This window comes from Chitiniphilus purpureus, assembly GCF_025642115.1.
In the GTDB taxonomy this organism is placed as follows: Bacteria; Pseudomonadota; Gammaproteobacteria; order Burkholderiales; family Chitinibacteraceae; genus Chitiniphilus; species Chitiniphilus purpureus.
In genome coordinates this window covers 213540-228303 of the sequence record NZ_CP106753.1, presented here as the reverse complement: position 1 = coordinate 228303, position 14764 = coordinate 213540, and the positions used below count along the sequence as shown (strand labels likewise).

16 protein-coding genes are annotated in these 14764 nt (G+C 65.9%); 9 read left to right on the top strand and 7 right to left on the bottom strand.

The features are described 5' to 3' along the window. Positions 1-64: 64 nt before the first annotated feature. The 4 genes from rsfS to rstA all read right to left on the bottom strand — a co-directional run bounded on the left by rsfS (position 65) and on the right by rstA (position 4000). Entirely contained in the window at positions 65-436 is a 372-nt protein-coding gene (gene rsfS / locus N8I74_RS00885; protein ID WP_263125020.1) for a ribosome silencing factor, read from the bottom strand. Positions 437-606: 170 nt separating this feature from the next. Beyond that, entirely contained in the window at positions 607-1863 is a 1257-nt protein-coding gene (locus N8I74_RS00880) for a glutamate-5-semialdehyde dehydrogenase (RefSeq protein ID WP_263125019.1), read from the bottom strand. A gap of 55 nt (positions 1864-1918) precedes the next feature. Beyond that, entirely contained in the window at positions 1919-3226 is a 1308-nt protein-coding gene (locus tag N8I74_RS00875; RefSeq protein ID WP_263125018.1) for an ATP-binding protein, read from the bottom strand. 48 nt (positions 3227-3274) lie between these two features. Beyond that, the gene (gene rstA, locus N8I74_RS00870; RefSeq protein WP_263125017.1) at positions 3275-4000 is read right to left on the bottom strand and encodes a two-component system response regulator RstA; all 726 of its coding nucleotides are present in this window, start codon (positions 3998-4000) and stop codon (positions 3275-3277) included. Between the two features lie 80 nt (positions 4001-4080). Between rstA and def the strand changes: the two genes are divergently transcribed. Further along, on the top strand, positions 4081-4605 hold the full coding sequence (gene def, locus N8I74_RS00865) for a peptide deformylase (protein WP_263125016.1): 525 nt from the start codon (positions 4081-4083) through the stop codon (positions 4603-4605). Between the two features lie 51 nt (positions 4606-4656). On the opposite strand, the gene N8I74_RS00860 is transcribed toward def, so the two are convergent. Beyond that, positions 4657-4860, bottom strand: a complete 204-nt coding sequence (locus N8I74_RS00860) for a cold-shock protein (RefSeq protein WP_263125015.1) — start codon at positions 4858-4860, stop codon at positions 4657-4659. A 237-nt stretch (positions 4861-5097) separates the two neighbouring features. Between N8I74_RS00860 and pth the strand changes: the two genes are divergently transcribed. Both pth and N8I74_RS00850 read left to right on the top strand, forming a co-directional pair. Then, complete coding sequence (gene pth, locus N8I74_RS00855; RefSeq protein ID WP_263125014.1) at positions 5098-5724, top strand: aminoacyl-tRNA hydrolase; 627 nt, start codon at positions 5098-5100, stop codon at positions 5722-5724. A gap of 134 nt (positions 5725-5858) precedes the next feature. Then, positions 5859-6905, top strand: coding sequence for a CobW family GTP-binding protein (locus N8I74_RS00850; protein ID WP_263125013.1), 1047 nt, complete (start codon positions 5859-5861; stop codon positions 6903-6905). Between the two features lie 39 nt (positions 6906-6944). On the opposite strand, the gene N8I74_RS00845 is transcribed toward N8I74_RS00850, so the two are convergent. Next, positions 6945-7451 carry a hypothetical protein gene (locus tag N8I74_RS00845; RefSeq protein WP_263125011.1) on the bottom strand — a complete coding sequence of 169 codons (507 nt, stop codon included), beginning with the start codon at positions 7449-7451 and terminating at the stop codon, positions 6945-6947. Positions 7452-7668: 217 nt separating this feature from the next. Next, positions 7669-7842, bottom strand: a complete 174-nt coding sequence (locus tag N8I74_RS00840; protein ID WP_263125010.1) for a protein MIGRI — start codon at positions 7840-7842, stop codon at positions 7669-7671. Between the two features lie 588 nt (positions 7843-8430). Between N8I74_RS00840 and mraZ the strand changes: the two genes are divergently transcribed. Genes mraZ through N8I74_RS00810 form a run of 6 tightly spaced genes read left to right on the top strand, consistent with a single transcriptional unit; the run spans position 8431 to position 14764 of the window. Continuing rightward, entirely contained in the window at positions 8431-8868 is a 438-nt protein-coding gene (gene mraZ / locus N8I74_RS00835) for a division/cell wall cluster transcriptional repressor MraZ (RefSeq protein WP_263125009.1), read from the top strand. After that, on the top strand, positions 8865-9794 hold the full coding sequence (gene rsmH, locus N8I74_RS00830) for a 16S rRNA (cytosine(1402)-N(4))-methyltransferase RsmH (protein WP_263125008.1): 930 nt from the start codon (positions 8865-8867) through the stop codon (positions 9792-9794). The genes mraZ and rsmH overlap by 4 nt, the downstream gene beginning before the upstream one ends. Further along, positions 9791-10096, top strand: a complete 306-nt coding sequence (gene ftsL / locus N8I74_RS00825; RefSeq protein ID WP_263125006.1) for a cell division protein FtsL — start codon at positions 9791-9793, stop codon at positions 10094-10096. Before rsmH ends, ftsL begins: the two co-directional genes overlap by 4 nt. Continuing rightward, entirely contained in the window at positions 10096-11940 is a 1845-nt protein-coding gene (locus N8I74_RS00820) for a peptidoglycan D,D-transpeptidase FtsI family protein (protein WP_263125005.1), read from the top strand. The genes ftsL and N8I74_RS00820 overlap by 1 nt, the downstream gene beginning before the upstream one ends. Beyond that, positions 11937-13421, top strand: a complete 1485-nt coding sequence (locus tag N8I74_RS00815; protein WP_263125004.1) for a UDP-N-acetylmuramoyl-L-alanyl-D-glutamate--2,6-diaminopimelate ligase — start codon at positions 11937-11939, stop codon at positions 13419-13421. The genes N8I74_RS00820 and N8I74_RS00815 overlap by 4 nt, the downstream gene beginning before the upstream one ends. Then, positions 13418-14764 carry a UDP-N-acetylmuramoyl-tripeptide--D-alanyl-D-alanine ligase gene (locus N8I74_RS00810; RefSeq protein WP_308445868.1) on the top strand — a complete coding sequence of 449 codons (1347 nt, stop codon included), beginning with the start codon at positions 13418-13420 and terminating at the stop codon, positions 14762-14764. The genes N8I74_RS00815 and N8I74_RS00810 overlap by 4 nt, the downstream gene beginning before the upstream one ends.

Here is a 14764-nt window from a genome sequence, read left to right as displayed (position 1 = left end):
ATCGAAAAGTCTGAAAAAGACGCGATGGTTATATGGTTAGGCCGTGCATACAAGTGCCTGCCGGCTATGCGGCAGACCATGGCCGGCCGGTGGGGTTGAACGTGGGCTTCTGGCCGCCCCACAGCTGCTCCAGATCGTAGTAGTCGCGCACCGCCGGCAGCATCACATGCACCACCAGGCTGCCGGCGTCGACCAGCACCCACTCGCCGCTTTCCTCGCCTTCGGTGGACAGCACCTGGAAGCCCTTGGCCTTGAGCTCGACGGCCACGTTGTTGGCAAGCGCGCGCACCTGCCGGTTGGATTCGCCCGAGGCGACCACCATGCATTCGAACAGGTCGGTCAGCTCGGTGGTATCGAGAATCTCGATGTATTTGGCCTTGATGTCTTCCAAGGCGGCGACGGCGATGTCGCGCATTTGCTGGGTCTGTTCGTTCATCAGGGATTCCATGGTTTGCCGCCGGCCCGTGCGCTGGGCGGCTGCGGCATTGAAAATGTCAGTTTACCCCGGGCGGCCACTGTGGCCATGCCGCGCCGCCGGGCGAGCCGGGTCGCGCCCCTGCCCGGCAATGCCTGTCGCAGTGGCGCACGGGGCGCGGGCGTCGCCTTTCAGGTGCGGATCTCGCCGTTGCCCAGCACGATCCATTTCTCGCTGGTCAGCCCTTCCAGGCCCACCGGCCCACGGGCGTGGATCTTGTCGGTGGAGATGCCGATCTCGGCGCCCAGGCCGTATTCGAAGCCATCGGCGAAGCGGGTCGAGGCATTGACCATCACGCTGGCCGAATCCACCTCGCGCAGGAAGCGCCGCGCCTTGCTGTAGTTCTCGCTGACGATGGCGTCGGTATGGTGGCTGCCATAGGTGTTGATGTGATCGATCGCCGCATCCAGATCGGCGACGATCCGGATGGCCAGGATGGGCGCGAGATACTCGGTGCGCCAGTCTTCCTCGGTGGCCGGGATCGCATCGGGCAGGATGCCGCGGGTGGCCTCGCAGCCTCGCAGCTCCACGCCCTTCTCGCGATAGATGGCGGCCAACGGTGGCAGGATCAGGTCGGCGACGTTCTCGTGCACCAGCAGCGTTTCCATGGTGTTGCACGGCGCGTAGCGCTGGGTCTTGGCGTTGTCGGCGATGCGGATCGCCTTTTCCGGATCGGCCTCGTCGTCGATGTAGACATGGCAGATGCCGTCCAGGTGCTTGATCACCGGCACCCGCGCATCGCGGCTGATGCGTTCGATCAGGCCCTTGCCGCCGCGCGGCACGATCACGTCGACGAACTCGGTCAGGGTGATCAGCTCGCCCACCGCGGCACGGTCCGGTGTTTCGATGATCTGTACCGCCGCCTCAGGCAGCCCGGCCGCGGCCAGGCCCGCCTTCACCAGCCCGGCGATGGCCTGGTTGCAGTGGAAGGCCTCGCGGCCGCCACGCAGGATGGTGGCGTTGCCGGACTTGATGCACAGGCCCGCCGCATCGGCGGTCACATTGGGCCTGGCCTCGTAGATGATGCCGATCACACCGAGCGGCACGCGCATCTTGCCCACCTGGATGCCGCTGGGCCGGTATTTGAAATCGCCCATGTTGCCGATCGGATCGGGCAGCGTGGCGATCTGGCGCAGGCCTTCGGCCATGGTGGCGATGGTCTTCTCGGTGAGCTGCAGCCTATCGAGCAACGCCGGCTCCAGGCCGTCGGCACGTGCCTGTGCCATGTCCTGTTCGTTGGCGGCCTTGAGCGCTGCCGCATCGCGTACGATGGCGTCGGCAATGGCGTTGAGGGCGCGGTTCTTGGCGGCGGTGTCGGCCTTGGCCATCGCGCGGCTGGCGGTGCGGGCGCGTTGCCCGACTTCGCGCATGTAAAGCTGGATATCCATGGGGATGCGGCAATGCGTGGGGAATCGGGCCATTGTAGCGGGGAACGCCTGCCGCTTACAGCGCCGGTGTTTCTTCGGCGGTGATCGGGGTCGGCCAGACGAGCACCAGCTGGGCGCCGCCCAGGTCGCTGTCACTCATCAGCAGCTGCCCCTGGTGGCCGCGCATGATCATCGCGGTGATGGCAAGCCCGAGACCATGCCCGCCGGTGTTGCGATTGCGGCTGCCCTCCAGCCGTTCGAAGGGCTTGCGCAGCCGCTCGCGCGCCTCGCTCGGGATGCCCGGACCGTCATCGTCCACCTCCAGCCGCGCCTCGCCGTTTTGCCACGCCAGCGTCACCCGAATCCGGCCGCCGCCGTAGCGCCAGGCATTGCTCACCAGATTGCCGAGCGCGCGGCCCAGGTAGTAGCGGTCTGCCCACAACCACGGCTCGTCGTGGCCGGTGGCATTCACCAGGGTCACCGGGGCGCCGTTCACCGCCAGTTCATCCAGTTGCCGGGTCAGCCAGGGCAGGGCTTCGAAGGGCTGCAGCTCGGGCTGCATTTCGGGCCGCTCCAGTGTGCGCAGCGTGAGCCATTCCTCGACCAGCTGGTCCATCTGTTGCAGATCGCGTTCGGCACCGGCGACAAAGCCGTCGACCGCCGCACCGGCCTTCACTGCTTCAAGCCGATAGCGCAGGCGGGCCAGCGGTGTGCGCACGTCGTGCGAGATGGCGTCGATCATCGCCTGGCGGCTGGAGGAAAGCTCTTCGATATCCTGCGCCATCCGGTTGATGGTGCCGGACAGCGGCGCCAGCGGCGACGAGGGCTCCAGCCGGGTGCGGGCACTGAAGTCGCCGGTGCCGAGCTTGCGGCTTTGCCGGACCAGCGCCAGCAGATCGCGCCAGAATGGCCGCAGCCACAGCCAGGTGGGGATGCCCAGCGCCGCCGACATCAGGATCAGGCCAAGCACATCGGGCCACGAGACGCTGTCGAGCCGGGCGAGGTAGGTGACCGGCCCGAGCTCGATCGCAAGCTGGGTGTCGGGAATGCGGTGGATGTAGATGTTGCGCCTGGGCAGGTACAGCGTCTCGCCACCCATCAGGCTTTGCAGCACCGGTGCGGTCAGCTGGTAGTCCTCCACCGCTTCGATGTTGACCGGCACCGGCAGCTTGTTGCGCAGCCGTGCGATCTCGTCGTGCCACAGCGATTGCGGCAGCGCGCCCAGTTCGTTCTCGACGATGATGATGGTGCTTTGGAAGACGTCGTTCAGATACTGGCGGTTGATCCGTTCGAGCATCTGCTTGTACAGCGTGCCGATCAGCAGGCCTGAGGCGAGAAAGCACACCACCACGGTGAGATAGAAGCGCAGGAACAGCTTACGCATGCTTGGTTCCGCAATCGGGCGGGCGTGGCGCCCACAGGGCTGCCGCCACTATTCCTGCCACCAGATGTCGGTGGCAAACAGATAACCCTTGTGCCGGATGGTCTTGATCTTGCGCGGCTCGTTGGGATCGTCGTTGAGCTTCTTGCGCAACCGGGAGATGGCCACATCGATGCTGCGGTCCATGCCGTCATATTCGATGCCGCGCAGCGTCTTGAGCAGATGGTCGCGCGACAGGATCTCGCCCGCATGCCGCGCCAGCTCCCACAACAGGTCGAAATCGCCGGTCGACAGGTGCAACGGCTCCTTGCCGTAGGTGGCGGTGCGATTGCGCGCGTCCACCTGCAGCTTGCCGAAGTTCAGTGAGGAACGGTCGGTGCTGGGTGCGGGGTTGGTCGTGCCGCTGGCCGGCGGCTGGCCACTACGCAGGTGGGCACGGATGCGTGCCAGCAATACCGCGGGCGGCGTGGTCTTCACCACGTAGTCGGTGGCGCCGATCTCGAAGCCCAGGATCTGGTTCATGTCGCTGTTGAGCGAGGTCAGCATCACGACCGGACCGGTATAGAACTCGCGCAGCTCCCGGCACAGTGTCAGACCGTCCTTGCCCGGCAGCATGATGTCCAGCAGTACGAGATCGGGCGGCGCCTGCCTGACCCGTTCGAGCACCTGGCTGCCGTCGGGCAGATGGGTCACCTCGAATTCAAAGCCTCTCAGGAATCCGCCGATCAGCTCGGCCAGTTCGCTGTCGTCTTCGACAAAAAGGATGCGTGGGGGCATGGTACTGTCCTGGAACGCGACCGCATGATTGTAAGACACCCTCTCCGTCCGTCGCGCCTTATTTTGAGCAAGGAGCCACCATGCCGGTACGTGCCGTGCTGAAGATGGGAGATCCCAGGCTGTATGAGCTTGCCAGGCCGGTCGGGGCGTTCGATACGCCGCAGCTGCACGCATTGGTCGAGGATCTGTTCGACACAATGCATGCGCAAGGCGGGGTCGGCATCGCCGCGCCGCAGATCGGCGTCGGGCTGCAGGTGGTGATCTTCGGCTTCCAGACGAGCCCGCGTTATCCCGACGCGCCGCCGGTGCCCGAAACGGTGCTGATCAACCCAGTGCTGACCCCGCTCTCCGATCAGATCGAGGAAGGCTGGGAAGGCTGCCTGTCCGTGCCGGGGCTGCGGGGACTGGTGCCCCGGCATACGCAGCTGCGATATACCGGATTCGATCCATACGGCAAGGCGATCGACCGCACTGTCGATGGCTTCCATGCCCGGGTGGTACAGCATGAGTGCGATCACTTGAACGGCGTGCTCTATCCGTTCCATATCCGCGACCTGCACAAGCTCGGTTATACCGAGGTGCTGTTTCCGGAGCGCGGCAGCTGAGGGCATAAAAAAAACCGCGGCAAGCCGCGGTTTTTTTGACTGCAAAGGCGATTAGGCCTTGCGGATCGCTGCGGCCTGCAGGCCCTTGGGGCCTTGCTTGACCTCGAACTCGACGCGCTGGTTCTCTTGCAGGCTCTTGAAGCCGTTGCCTTGGATTTCGGAGAAATGCGCGAACAGATCCTGGCTGCCATCATCGGGGGTGATGAAGCCAAAGCCCTTGGAGTCGTTGAACCACTTGACGGTACCGGTAGCCATGCTACGTTCCTTCTAAAACTGAAAAATGTAAAAAATTCGGGCAGTTATGCCCTGGTCCTGCAAACGATCAAGAAACGTAGCCGGGAAGCAACTGGGCGCCACCAATCGGGCGGAGAACTGCTCGAATACATGCTTTGATGCGACTGCGACGGACACGCTACCCGCATTTTTTTGCGGTGTCCATCGTTTTTTGCATCGCAGGTAGAATGCGTGGATCAAAGACTTCCGGCGGGCCCGATGACTGCAGCATATTTCCCTATCAAGCTTGTCGTCGGTCTGGGCAATCCCGGTGCCGAATACACGGCCACCCGCCACAATGCAGGGTTCTGGTGGGTGGACCAGTTGGCGCGCGATGCCGGCACCTCGCTGCGCCATGACGCGAAGTTCCATGGCCTTGTCGGGCGCGCCCGGTTGGCAGGGCACGAAGTGTGGCTGCTGCAGCCACAGACCTTCATGAACCGCAGCGGGCTTGCGGTCGTGGCGCTGGCGCAGTTCTATCGCATCCTGCCGCGAGAGATCCTGGTGGTACATGACGAACTGGACCTGCCGCCCGGGCAGATCAAGCTCAAGCAAGGTGGCGGCAACGGCGGGCACAACGGGCTGAAGGATATCCAGGCCCACCTGTCCACGCCGGATTTCTGGCGCCTGCGCATCGGAATCGGCCACCCGGGCGACCGGGCGATGGTGGCGGGCTATGTACTGAAGCCGCCGCGCAAGGAAGAGCAGGCGCTGATCGACGATACGTTGCTTCGTGCCCATGCGGTGCTGCCGCTGATGCTGGCGGGTGAACTGGGCGGTGCGATGCAGAAACTGCATACCGACGAAGCCAGCCGACGTCCGCACAAGGCGGCGCCGACGGCATAGCGGCGCTGTTCCCGCCCTGCGTGCCCTTCGCACCGCCATCGATGGTTGGCAGTGCAAGGCTGCCAGGCATCGCGTTCCGCGGTCAGATGCTGTCCGGTCCGGCTTGCAGGATGTTCCACGTTTTCGGATTCCATATGAGTTCTGCGCTTTCGCCCATTCCCGTCAATCTCGTCACCGGATTTCTCGGCGTGGGCAAGACCACGGCCCTGACCGGGTTGCTGGCGCGCAAGCCGGCCGACCAGTACTGGGCTGTGGTGGTCAATGAATTCGGCGAGGTCGGCATCGATGGCGCGACGTTGTCCGCGGTAGGGGGCGAGTTGGAGGTGGCCGAAGTGCCGGGCGGCTGCATCTGCTGCACCACCAGCCCGATGCTGCGCACAGCGCTGACGCGGCTGGTCCGCGCGCGCCGGCCCGATCGCATCCTGATCGAGCCCTCGGGCCTGGGGCATCCGGCCGGCATCGTCGATCTGCTGCGCGAGCCCCTGATGGCGGCAAGCTTCGAGCCGCGTGCCGTGGTCACCCTGCTTGACCCGCGCCATGTGGATGATCCGCGCTACACCAGTCACGACACCTGGCGCGATCAGCTCGAGCTTGCGGATGTGCTGGTGATCAACAAGACCGACCTTGCCGACACCGGGCAGATCGATCGCGCAGGCGCCATGGCGGGCGCCATGTTTCCCGAGAAGCTGGCTGTGGTGCAAACACGCGGCGGTGTATTCGACGCCGCGCTGCTTGATCTGCGGATGGATCTGCAGCGCTGGTCGGCGCCGGTGGTGCGTCCGCCCGCGCATGGACTGGCGCCGGTACGACGCCGGCCGACCGGCGCGCCTGCCACAGACGGCGGGCTGCCCGAGGCACGACGCCGTACGCAGAGCAGCCTTGACTCACACAGCTGTGGCTGGGTGTTCGCTGCGACGCAGATGTTCGGCTCGCAGCGGTTGGCTGAATTGTTCGAGGTGTTCAACGACCCGCAACAACTGGGCCTCGCCGGGCTGGTCAGGGCCAAGGGCGTGTTCCAGACCGAACGCGACTGGTATCGGTTCGACTGGGTCGACGGCATGCCGGCCGCCGCGGTCTCGGCGTACCGGCGCGACAACCGTTTCGAAGTGATCGTGCAAAGCGCAACGCCGCCCGATTGGGCGGCGTTGGAGGCGATGCTGCTTGATGCGCGGCTGGGCTAGGGGCGCTGCGGCTGCGCGACCGTCGCAGGCAGGCCCTGCTCAATCCTTGAGCGCGGCCCGGATCTGCGCAAGATAGGTCTGCATGATGGCGTCGTGGCCGCGCTGGTGCATCAACTGTTGCCAGCGGGTGATCCCGGCTTCCAGCACCTTCTTGTCGACCACCCCTTCCAACTGCAGCAGCAGATCGTCAAGCGCCCCGGCGAGCTGGTTCTGATTGCTCATGTAGAGGATGGTGCGCACCCGGGCCGCCTGGGCGGCGCTGATGGCATTGCGCTCCACCGTGAACGCAGCCGGCGCCGGCGCGCTGGGGGCGGTGGCGTTGCTGCCGGCGGCGACACCGCCGATCCGTTCGATGAAGCCGTCCCATTCAAGCTCCATCAGCCGATGGACCAGCTCCTTCTGCGGCAGTTGCAGCGGCAGCTGGCCGACCGCAGTCTTGCCGTCGATCATGATCAGCAGCTGACGTAGCTTGGGAGAAAGTCCATGCCCACGGGTCCGTACTTCTTCCGAGCCCTGGTCCGTCTTGCGGAATACCACGTCCAGCATCGTCCTTGCCCCCTGATCACCCTGTCATGGCTTTGTTTTACCGTAAAGGCAGCGCTTGTGAAAGCTGCGCCGTTTTTTTCATGCCCGTGGCGGTCAACTGTCACTGCGCAGTCTGCTACGTTAGCCGCGATGATGGCGAAAGCCAAGCGTGGGGGGCATGCGGGAAATGCCTTAGTCCAGGCCCGGCAACGGCTGCGCGCACCGGCCTTGCGCCTTGTCATGCCAACCATTGTCCCAGCAGTGTCACGGAGGCGACCAGCACCAGCACCACCGCAGCAATCCGCATCGTATGGTCCAGCCGTTGGCCCAGTTGTGGATGGAAACACTGCAGCAGCCAGCGCAATGCGATCCAGCCCAAAAACAGATAGAACAGGACGCGCAGCAGTTTCATGATCTGGCGCCTGTTCCATATGGTCCGATGGCGGTATCGGGATGGGCCGGGTGCACTACGCGGCACGCTGGTTGTGCATGGCCCGAGGACGGGGTCGGAAAAGGACACGTCACCGTGCCGTGCTCCTTGGAAAACGCCGGTGGCTGCTCCGGGTCATGGTCGGCCCGATTCGGTCCGGCGCAATTGCGTCGTGCTGAATGCAGCCCCTGGCATCATCGGAAGGCACCCCAGCCGGTTGCTGGCAACCTGCAGGGATGCAAGCTGGCACGGTTGCCGTGGCAGCGGCTGGCGGGCGGTGTGCAGTATTGCTTACGCGCAATGGATCGGGCATCGATGTGGTGGTGGGACGGCTCAGCCAAAGGTGGCGTGCCAACCTAAAGTAGCACTTTAAGATTGCGATATTGTCGCTTCATTTTGCACCGTTTTGTGAAGCAGTCGCTTTGCATAAACGAATTGCGATAAGTGATTGTATCAAAACGGAAATGTCGGTTGACGCCCCTTGTGAGGGCGTTTTTTTTGCTCTATAGTGGGGCGCAGTGGGAAAAAGTGGGGAAAAGTGTAAAACCTGCCCACTTGGAAACAAGGACCATGTTCAGCGGCGTCGCATCTCTCAACCTCGATAGCAAGGGTCGTTTGGCCATTCCGGCCAAGCACAGGGAGTTGCTGTCCGCGCGTTGCGGTGGCCGGCTGGTGATCACCGTCGAGCCGTCGGGCTGTCTGTTGCTCTATCCGGAGCCTGACTGGCTGCCGGTACGCGACCAGCTCAACACCCTGACCGGTGCGCAGATGCCGATCAGGCGCTTCATCGTCGGCCATGCCGAAGAAGTCGAGCTCGATGGCGCCGGCCGCGTACTGATCTCGCCGCGACTGCGCCAGATCGCCCGGTTGGACAAGGGCGTGGCGCTCGTGGGCATGGGCAACAAGTTCGAGCTGTGGGACGAAGCCAAGTGGGCGGCGCAGAACGAGGCCGTCATGGGGATCGACCCGACCGAACTGGCGGCACAGATGCAGGGCATCTCGCTGTGAGCTTCGTGCACAAGACCGTGCTGTTGCACGAGGCCGTCGCGGCCCTGGCGATCCATTCCGACGGCTGTTATGTCGACGGCACCTTCGGGCGCGGCGGGCACAGTCGCCTCATCCTGTCGCATCTGGGGCCGGCCGGGCGCCTTGTCGCGTTCGACAAGGACCCCGCAGCCATCGCCGAGGCCGGCCGGATCACCGATCCGCGCTTCTCGATCGTCCACGACGGCTTCGCTGCGCTGGGCGAGGCCCTTGCCGCGCGCGGCGTGACCGCGATCGACGGTGTGCTGCTCGATCTGGGCGTGTCGTCTCCCCAGTTGGATGACGGTGCACGGGGATTCAGCTTTCGTTTCGATGCGCCGCTGGATATGCGCATGGACACCACGCGCGGCCCGACGGCGGCCCAGTGGCTCGCTGGCGCCAGCCAGCAGGATATTGCCGAGGTGATACGTGACTATGGCGAAGAGCGGTTTGCTAAACAGATTGCAGCAGCGATTGTTGCGCGTCGGGGCGAGCGCCCAATCGGTACGACAAGGGAACTTGCCACGCTCGTGGCAGGCGTCGTGCGCACCCGTGAGCCGGGGCAGGACCCGGCGACGCGTACCTTCCAGGCTCTACGGATTTTCATCAATCGCGAGCTTGAAGAACTCGCGCTGATCCTGCCGCAGGCATTGGCGCTGCTGAAGCCGGGCGGCCGGTTGGCGGTGATTGCGTTCCATTCGCTGGAGGACCGCATCGTCAAGCGCTTCATGCAGGATGCGGCGCGGCGCGACCTGCCCGACCGGCTGCCGGTCAGGGCGGCCGAGATCCCACCGCCGCCATTGCGCCTGATCGGCAAGCCGATCAGGGCGGGCGCGGCGGAGCTGGCGGACAATCCACGCGCCCGCAGCGCAATCCTCAGGGTGGCGGAACGAACGGAGGCGGCACAATGATCCGCCTCAATCTGTTTTTGCTGGGGCTGTTGCTGCTGTGCGCCATGTCGGTGGTCACCAGCCAGCACAAGGCGCGCAAGCTCTACAGCGAGCTGCAGAAGGAAGCCCAGCACACCCGCAAGCTGGATGTCGAATGGGGCCAGCTGCAGCTGGAGCAAAGCACCTGGGCCATGCACTCGCGCATCGAGGACGAAGCCACGCGCAAGCTCGGGATGCAACTGCCCGGACCGGGGCGCACCCAGGTGATCCTGCCGCGCGGGCAGACCGTGCCGCCACCGCGGCACGACGGGAGCGCGGACTGATGCAGACCGCCATTCCGGGCCGCAGCCGCCAGCGTTATGCACAGCAGTTGAAGCTGGAGCGCTGGCGCGTCTGGCTGATCGTCGGTGGTCTGATGCTGCTGTTCGCGATCCTGCTGGCGCGCGCCTTCTATCTGCAGGTGCTCAACGAAGGCTTCCTGCAGCAGCAGGGCGAGGCGCGCTATGCCCGCACCCTCAAGCTGGAAGCCAACCGGGGCATGATCACCGACCGCAACGGCGAACCGTTGGCGATCTCGACGCCGGTGCAGTCGATCTGGGCAAGCCCACGCTCGATCAAGCTGCTGCCACCCGGGCAGAAGCGCCCGGCCGGTTGGGAGCCCAGCTCGGAGAAGGAGCCGGTGCCGGTCTCGCGCGAGGAGCTGGCGCGCCTGGCCAAGGCGGTCGACCTGCCGCTCAAGGTGGTGCAAAGCCGCCTCGCCACCAGCCGCAAGGGCAGCGATGGCAGGGCGGTGCAGCCGGATTTCGTCTGGCTGCGCCGGCACATGGCGCCGCAGGATGCGCGCAAGGTGCTGGAGCTGAACCTGCCCGGCGTCTATGCGCAGACTGAATACCGGCGCTACTACCCGGCCGGCGAGGTCACTGCGCACATCATCGGCTTCACCAATATCGACGGGCGCGGCCAGGAAGGCTTCGAGCTGACCCGGCAGGACATGCTGGCCGGCAAGGCCGGCAGCCGCACCGTGATCCGCGACCGGCGCGGTTATATCGTCGAGGACATCTCGACCATCGTGCCACCCAAGGACGGTGAGACGCTGACGCTGTCGATCGACCGGCGCATCCAGTATCTGGCCTACCGCGAACTGAAGGCGGCGGTGGAGGCCAACAAGGCGTTGGGTGGTGGCATCGTGGTGCTCGATGCGCGCACCGGCGAAGTGCTGGCGTTGGCGAACGTGCCCTCGTACAACCCCAACAGCCGCACCCGCATCGATCCGGCACGCCGGCGCAACCGCGCGGTGACCGATCTGTATGAACCCGGCTCGACGATGAAGCCCATCACCGTTGCCGCGGCCCTCGAATCGGGCAAGTTCACCCCCAGCACTGTGATCGATACCGGTGCCGGCGCGATCAGCATGGCCGGCTTCACCATCAAGGACACGCACGCCTATGGTCCGCTCAGCGTCGAAGGCGTGCTGGTCAAGTCGTCCAACGTCGGTACCACCCGCATCGCACTCTCGCTGGAGCGCGAATACCTGTGGCGCTACTACAACGCCATCGGCTTCGGCCAGCCGCCGCGTACCGGCTTCCCCGGCGAGGCTTCCGGCCGGCTGCGCGCCTGGAAGACCTGGCGTCCGGTGGAGCAGGCCACCATGTCCTACGGCTACGGCCTGTCGGTCAGCCTGATGCAGATGGCGCGTGCCTACCAGGTGTTCGCCACCGATGGCCAGATCCGCCCGGTCACCTTCACCCGGCAGGTGGCACCGTTGCCGGGCAGGCGCGTGTTCACGCCGGAGGTGGCGGCTACGGTGCGGCTGATGATGGAAAAGGCCACGCAGCCGGGCGGCACCGGCACGCGTGCCCAGGTGATCGGCTACCGCGTCGCCGGCAAGACCGGCACCGCCAAGAAAGTGTCGGTGGGCGGTTATGTGGAAAAGAAATACGTCGGCTCCTTCGTCGGCTTCGCCCCGGTCTCCGATCCGCGTCTGATCGTGGCGGTGATGATCGACGAGCCACGCGGCGAGTCCTACTACGGCGGCACCGTCGCCGGCCCGGCGTTCGCCAATGTGGTGGCCGGGAGCCTGCGCATGCTGGGCGTGCCGCCCGATGCGCCGACCGACAACATCCTGCTGCCCGGCCAGGACGTGCCGGAAGTGCCGGAGGAAACATGAAGCCTGCGAACTGGCCCCTGCCCGCGCTCGATCTGGCCGCACTCGATCTGCTGGCCGCAGGGCGCCACGTGGTGTCCGACAGCCGCAAGGTGAAGCGCGGCGACGTGTTCCTCGCGTTCCAGGGTGAAGAGGCCGACGGCCGCGACCATATCGGGGCGGCCATCGCCAACGGTGCCGGCGCCGTGGTCTGGGAGGCCGAAGGATACGACTGGAATCCGGCGTGGGCGGTGCCCAACCTCCCCATTGCGCAGCTGCGCGCCCAGGCTGGCATCGTCGCCGCGCGGCTGATGGGCGATCCGTCCGCCGAAATGACCGTGCTCGGTGTGACCGGCACCAACGGCAAGACCTCGATCGCCAACTGGCTGGCGCAGGCGCTGACCGGGCTGGAGCGCAAGGTCGGGGTGCTCGGCACGCTGGGCAACGGCATCTATCCGTCGTTGCTGCCCTCCAGCCACACCACGCTCGATCCGGTGGCGCTGCAAGGCTGGCTGGCCGGCTTTCGCGACACCGGGGTCGGCACGGTGGCAATGGAAGTGTCGTCGCACGGACTGGCCCAGGCGCGCACCCACGGGGTGGCGTTCGACGTGGCGATCTTCACCAACCTGACGCGCGATCACCTGGATTACCACGGCACGCTCGAAGCCTATGGCGCCGAAAAGGCGCGGCTGTTCGTCTGGGAAGGATTGCAGGCGGCGGTGATCAACGCCGACGACCTGTTCGGCGCCCAGCTGCTGCGCGAGACCACCGCGCCGCGCGTACTCAGCTATGGCCTGCAGGCCGGTGACGTGCGCGCCCAACGCCTCGACGCCTCGCTGGCCGGGCTGCGGCTGGCAGTGACCACACCGATGGGCGCGACCGTGCTGCATTCGTCGCTGGTGGGCCGCTTCAACGCCTACAACCTGCTCGCCTGCCTGGCCGCGCTGCTGGCGATCGACGTGCCGCTGGCGACCGCTGCCCAGGCGCTGTCCAAGGTGGCGGCGGCACCGGGGCGCATGCAACGGCTCGGGGGTGGGCCCCGGCAGCCACTGGTCGTGGTCGACTACGCCCACACGCCCGATGCACTGGAAAAGACGCTGTCCACCTTGCGCGAGGCGATGGCCGGCGGCGGCCGGCTGTTCTGCGTATTCGGCTGCGGTGGCGACCGTGACCGCGGCAAGCGCCCGCTGATGGGCAAGGTCGCCTGCGATCTGGCCGACACGGTGGTGATCACCAGCGACAACCCGCGCAGCGAAAGCCCGCAACAGATCATCGACGACATCGTGGCCGGCGTGGAAGGGGCCACCGGCAGCGGCGATGCCGACTACTCGGTCGAATCGGACCGCGGCGAGGCGATCGCCCACACCATCGAGCTTGCGCAGCCGGGCGATGTAGTGCTGATCGCCGGCAAGGGGCACGAGAACTATCAGGAAATCAACGGCGTCAGGCATCCCTTCGACGATGTCGAAGCGGCGCGCGCCGTACTGGCAAGGAAAGAAAGATGATGTTGACGCTACGCGAGACCGCGCTGGCGCTGGAAGGGCAATTGACCGGCGATGCCGAGCTGGCCTTTCTACGGGTGACCACCGACAGCCGCGACGTGCAACCGGGGGATCTGTTCGTGGCGCTGCAGGGCGAGCGCTTCGACGGACACGATTTCGTCGCCGGCGCGCTGGCCGACGGCGCGGTCGCGGCGCTGGTGGCACGGCCCACCGGCGCTCTGGCCGAAGTGGTGGTGCCCGACACCCAGGTGGCGCTGACCCGGCTGGCCGCCTACTGGCGCAACAAGCTCGATCCCACGGTGATCGCCGTCACCGGCAGCAACGGCAAGACCACCGTCAAGGAAATGATCGCCAAGGTGCTCGCCGCACACACCGGGCCCGACGCGGTGCTCGCGACGCGCGGCAACCTGAACAACCACATCGGCGTGCCGCTCACGCTGCTGTCGCTGCGCGCCGCGCATCGCTACGCCGTCGTTGAGATGGGCATGAACCATTTCGGCGAGATCGCCGCGCTGACCGCGCTGGCCCGTCCGGACATCGCGCTGGTCAACAACGCCGGCGCTGCCCACCTGGAGGCGCTCGGTTCAGTCGAAGGCGTGGCCCGTGCCAAGGGCGAGATCTTCGGCGGGCTTGCCGCTGACGGGATTGCCATCATCAATGCCGACGATGCCTACGCCGAGCTGTGGAGCCGGCTTGCCGCCGGGCGCAAGCAGATCACCTTCGGCATCAACGCCGCCGAGATCAGCGCGCGCGACATCGCGCATGCGGCCCACGAGAGCCGCTTCATCCTGGATGCGCCGCTCGATGACGCGCCGGTCACGCTGCCCGCGCCCGGTCTGCACAACGTACGCAACGCATTGGCGGCGGCGGCGGTGGGGTATGCGCTGCGCATGCCGATCGCCGTGATCGCCCAGGCCTTGGGCAGCTATGCCGGGGTGAACGGCCGGTTGCAGAGCAAGGCGGCGTTCAACGGTGCGCGGCTGATCGACGACACCTACAACGCCAATCCCGATTCGATGAAGGCTGCGATCGACGTGCTGACCGCAGCGCCCGGCCCCACGCTCTTGGTGCTGGGCGATATCGGCGAGGTGGGCGAGCAGGCCGCGCTGCTGCACGCCGAGGTGGGTGCCTATGCGCGACAGCGGGGCGTGGACGCGCTGTTCACGCTGGGGGTGCAGATGCGCCATGCGGCCGCGGCGTTCGGCGAGGCACAGCATTTTGACGACCTGCAGGCGCTGGTGCAGGCGGTGCGCGCAGCGCTGCCGCCCCACGGCACCGTGCTGGTCAAGGGTTCGCGCTTCATGCGCATGGAGCGCGTGGTGGCGGCGCTGGCGGAAGGAAGCTGA

What these genes read in the sequence shown, in the direction of transcription:
- rsfS (WP_263125020.1), bottom strand. Translation starts at nt 436, where the DNA reads ATGAACGAACAGACCCAGCAAATGCGCGACATCGCCGTCGCCGCCTTG.
- N8I74_RS00880 (WP_263125019.1), bottom strand. Translation starts at nt 1,863, where the DNA reads ATGGATATCCAGCTTTACATGCGCGAAGTCGGGCAACGCGCCCGCACC.
- N8I74_RS00875 (WP_263125018.1), bottom strand. Translation starts at nt 3,226, where the DNA reads ATGCGTAAGCTGTTCCTGCGCTTCTATCTCACCGTGGTGGTGTGCTTT.
- rstA (WP_263125017.1), bottom strand. Translation starts at nt 4,000, where the DNA reads ATGCCCCCACGCATCCTTTTTGTCGAAGACGACAGCGAACTGGCCGAG.
- def (WP_263125016.1), top strand. Translation starts at nt 4,081, where the DNA reads ATGCCGGTACGTGCCGTGCTGAAGATGGGAGATCCCAGGCTGTATGAG.
- N8I74_RS00860 (WP_263125015.1), bottom strand. Translation starts at nt 4,860, where the DNA reads ATGGCTACCGGTACCGTCAAGTGGTTCAACGACTCCAAGGGCTTTGGC.
- pth (WP_263125014.1), top strand. Translation starts at nt 5,098, where the DNA reads ATGACTGCAGCATATTTCCCTATCAAGCTTGTCGTCGGTCTGGGCAAT.
- N8I74_RS00850 (WP_263125013.1), top strand. Translation starts at nt 5,859, where the DNA reads ATGAGTTCTGCGCTTTCGCCCATTCCCGTCAATCTCGTCACCGGATTT.
- N8I74_RS00845 (WP_263125011.1), bottom strand. Translation starts at nt 7,451, where the DNA reads ATGCTGGACGTGGTATTCCGCAAGACGGACCAGGGCTCGGAAGAAGTA.
- N8I74_RS00840 (WP_263125010.1), bottom strand. Translation starts at nt 7,842, where the DNA reads ATGAAACTGCTGCGCGTCCTGTTCTATCTGTTTTTGGGCTGGATCGCA.
- mraZ (WP_263125009.1), top strand. Translation starts at nt 8,431, where the DNA reads ATGTTCAGCGGCGTCGCATCTCTCAACCTCGATAGCAAGGGTCGTTTG.
- ftsL (WP_263125006.1), top strand. Translation starts at nt 9,791, where the DNA reads ATGATCCGCCTCAATCTGTTTTTGCTGGGGCTGTTGCTGCTGTGCGCC.
- N8I74_RS00820 (WP_263125005.1), top strand. Translation starts at nt 10,096, where the DNA reads ATGCAGACCGCCATTCCGGGCCGCAGCCGCCAGCGTTATGCACAGCAG.
- N8I74_RS00815 (WP_263125004.1), top strand. Translation starts at nt 11,937, where the DNA reads ATGAAGCCTGCGAACTGGCCCCTGCCCGCGCTCGATCTGGCCGCACTC.
- N8I74_RS00810 (WP_308445868.1), top strand. Translation starts at nt 13,418, where the DNA reads ATGATGTTGACGCTACGCGAGACCGCGCTGGCGCTGGAAGGGCAATTG.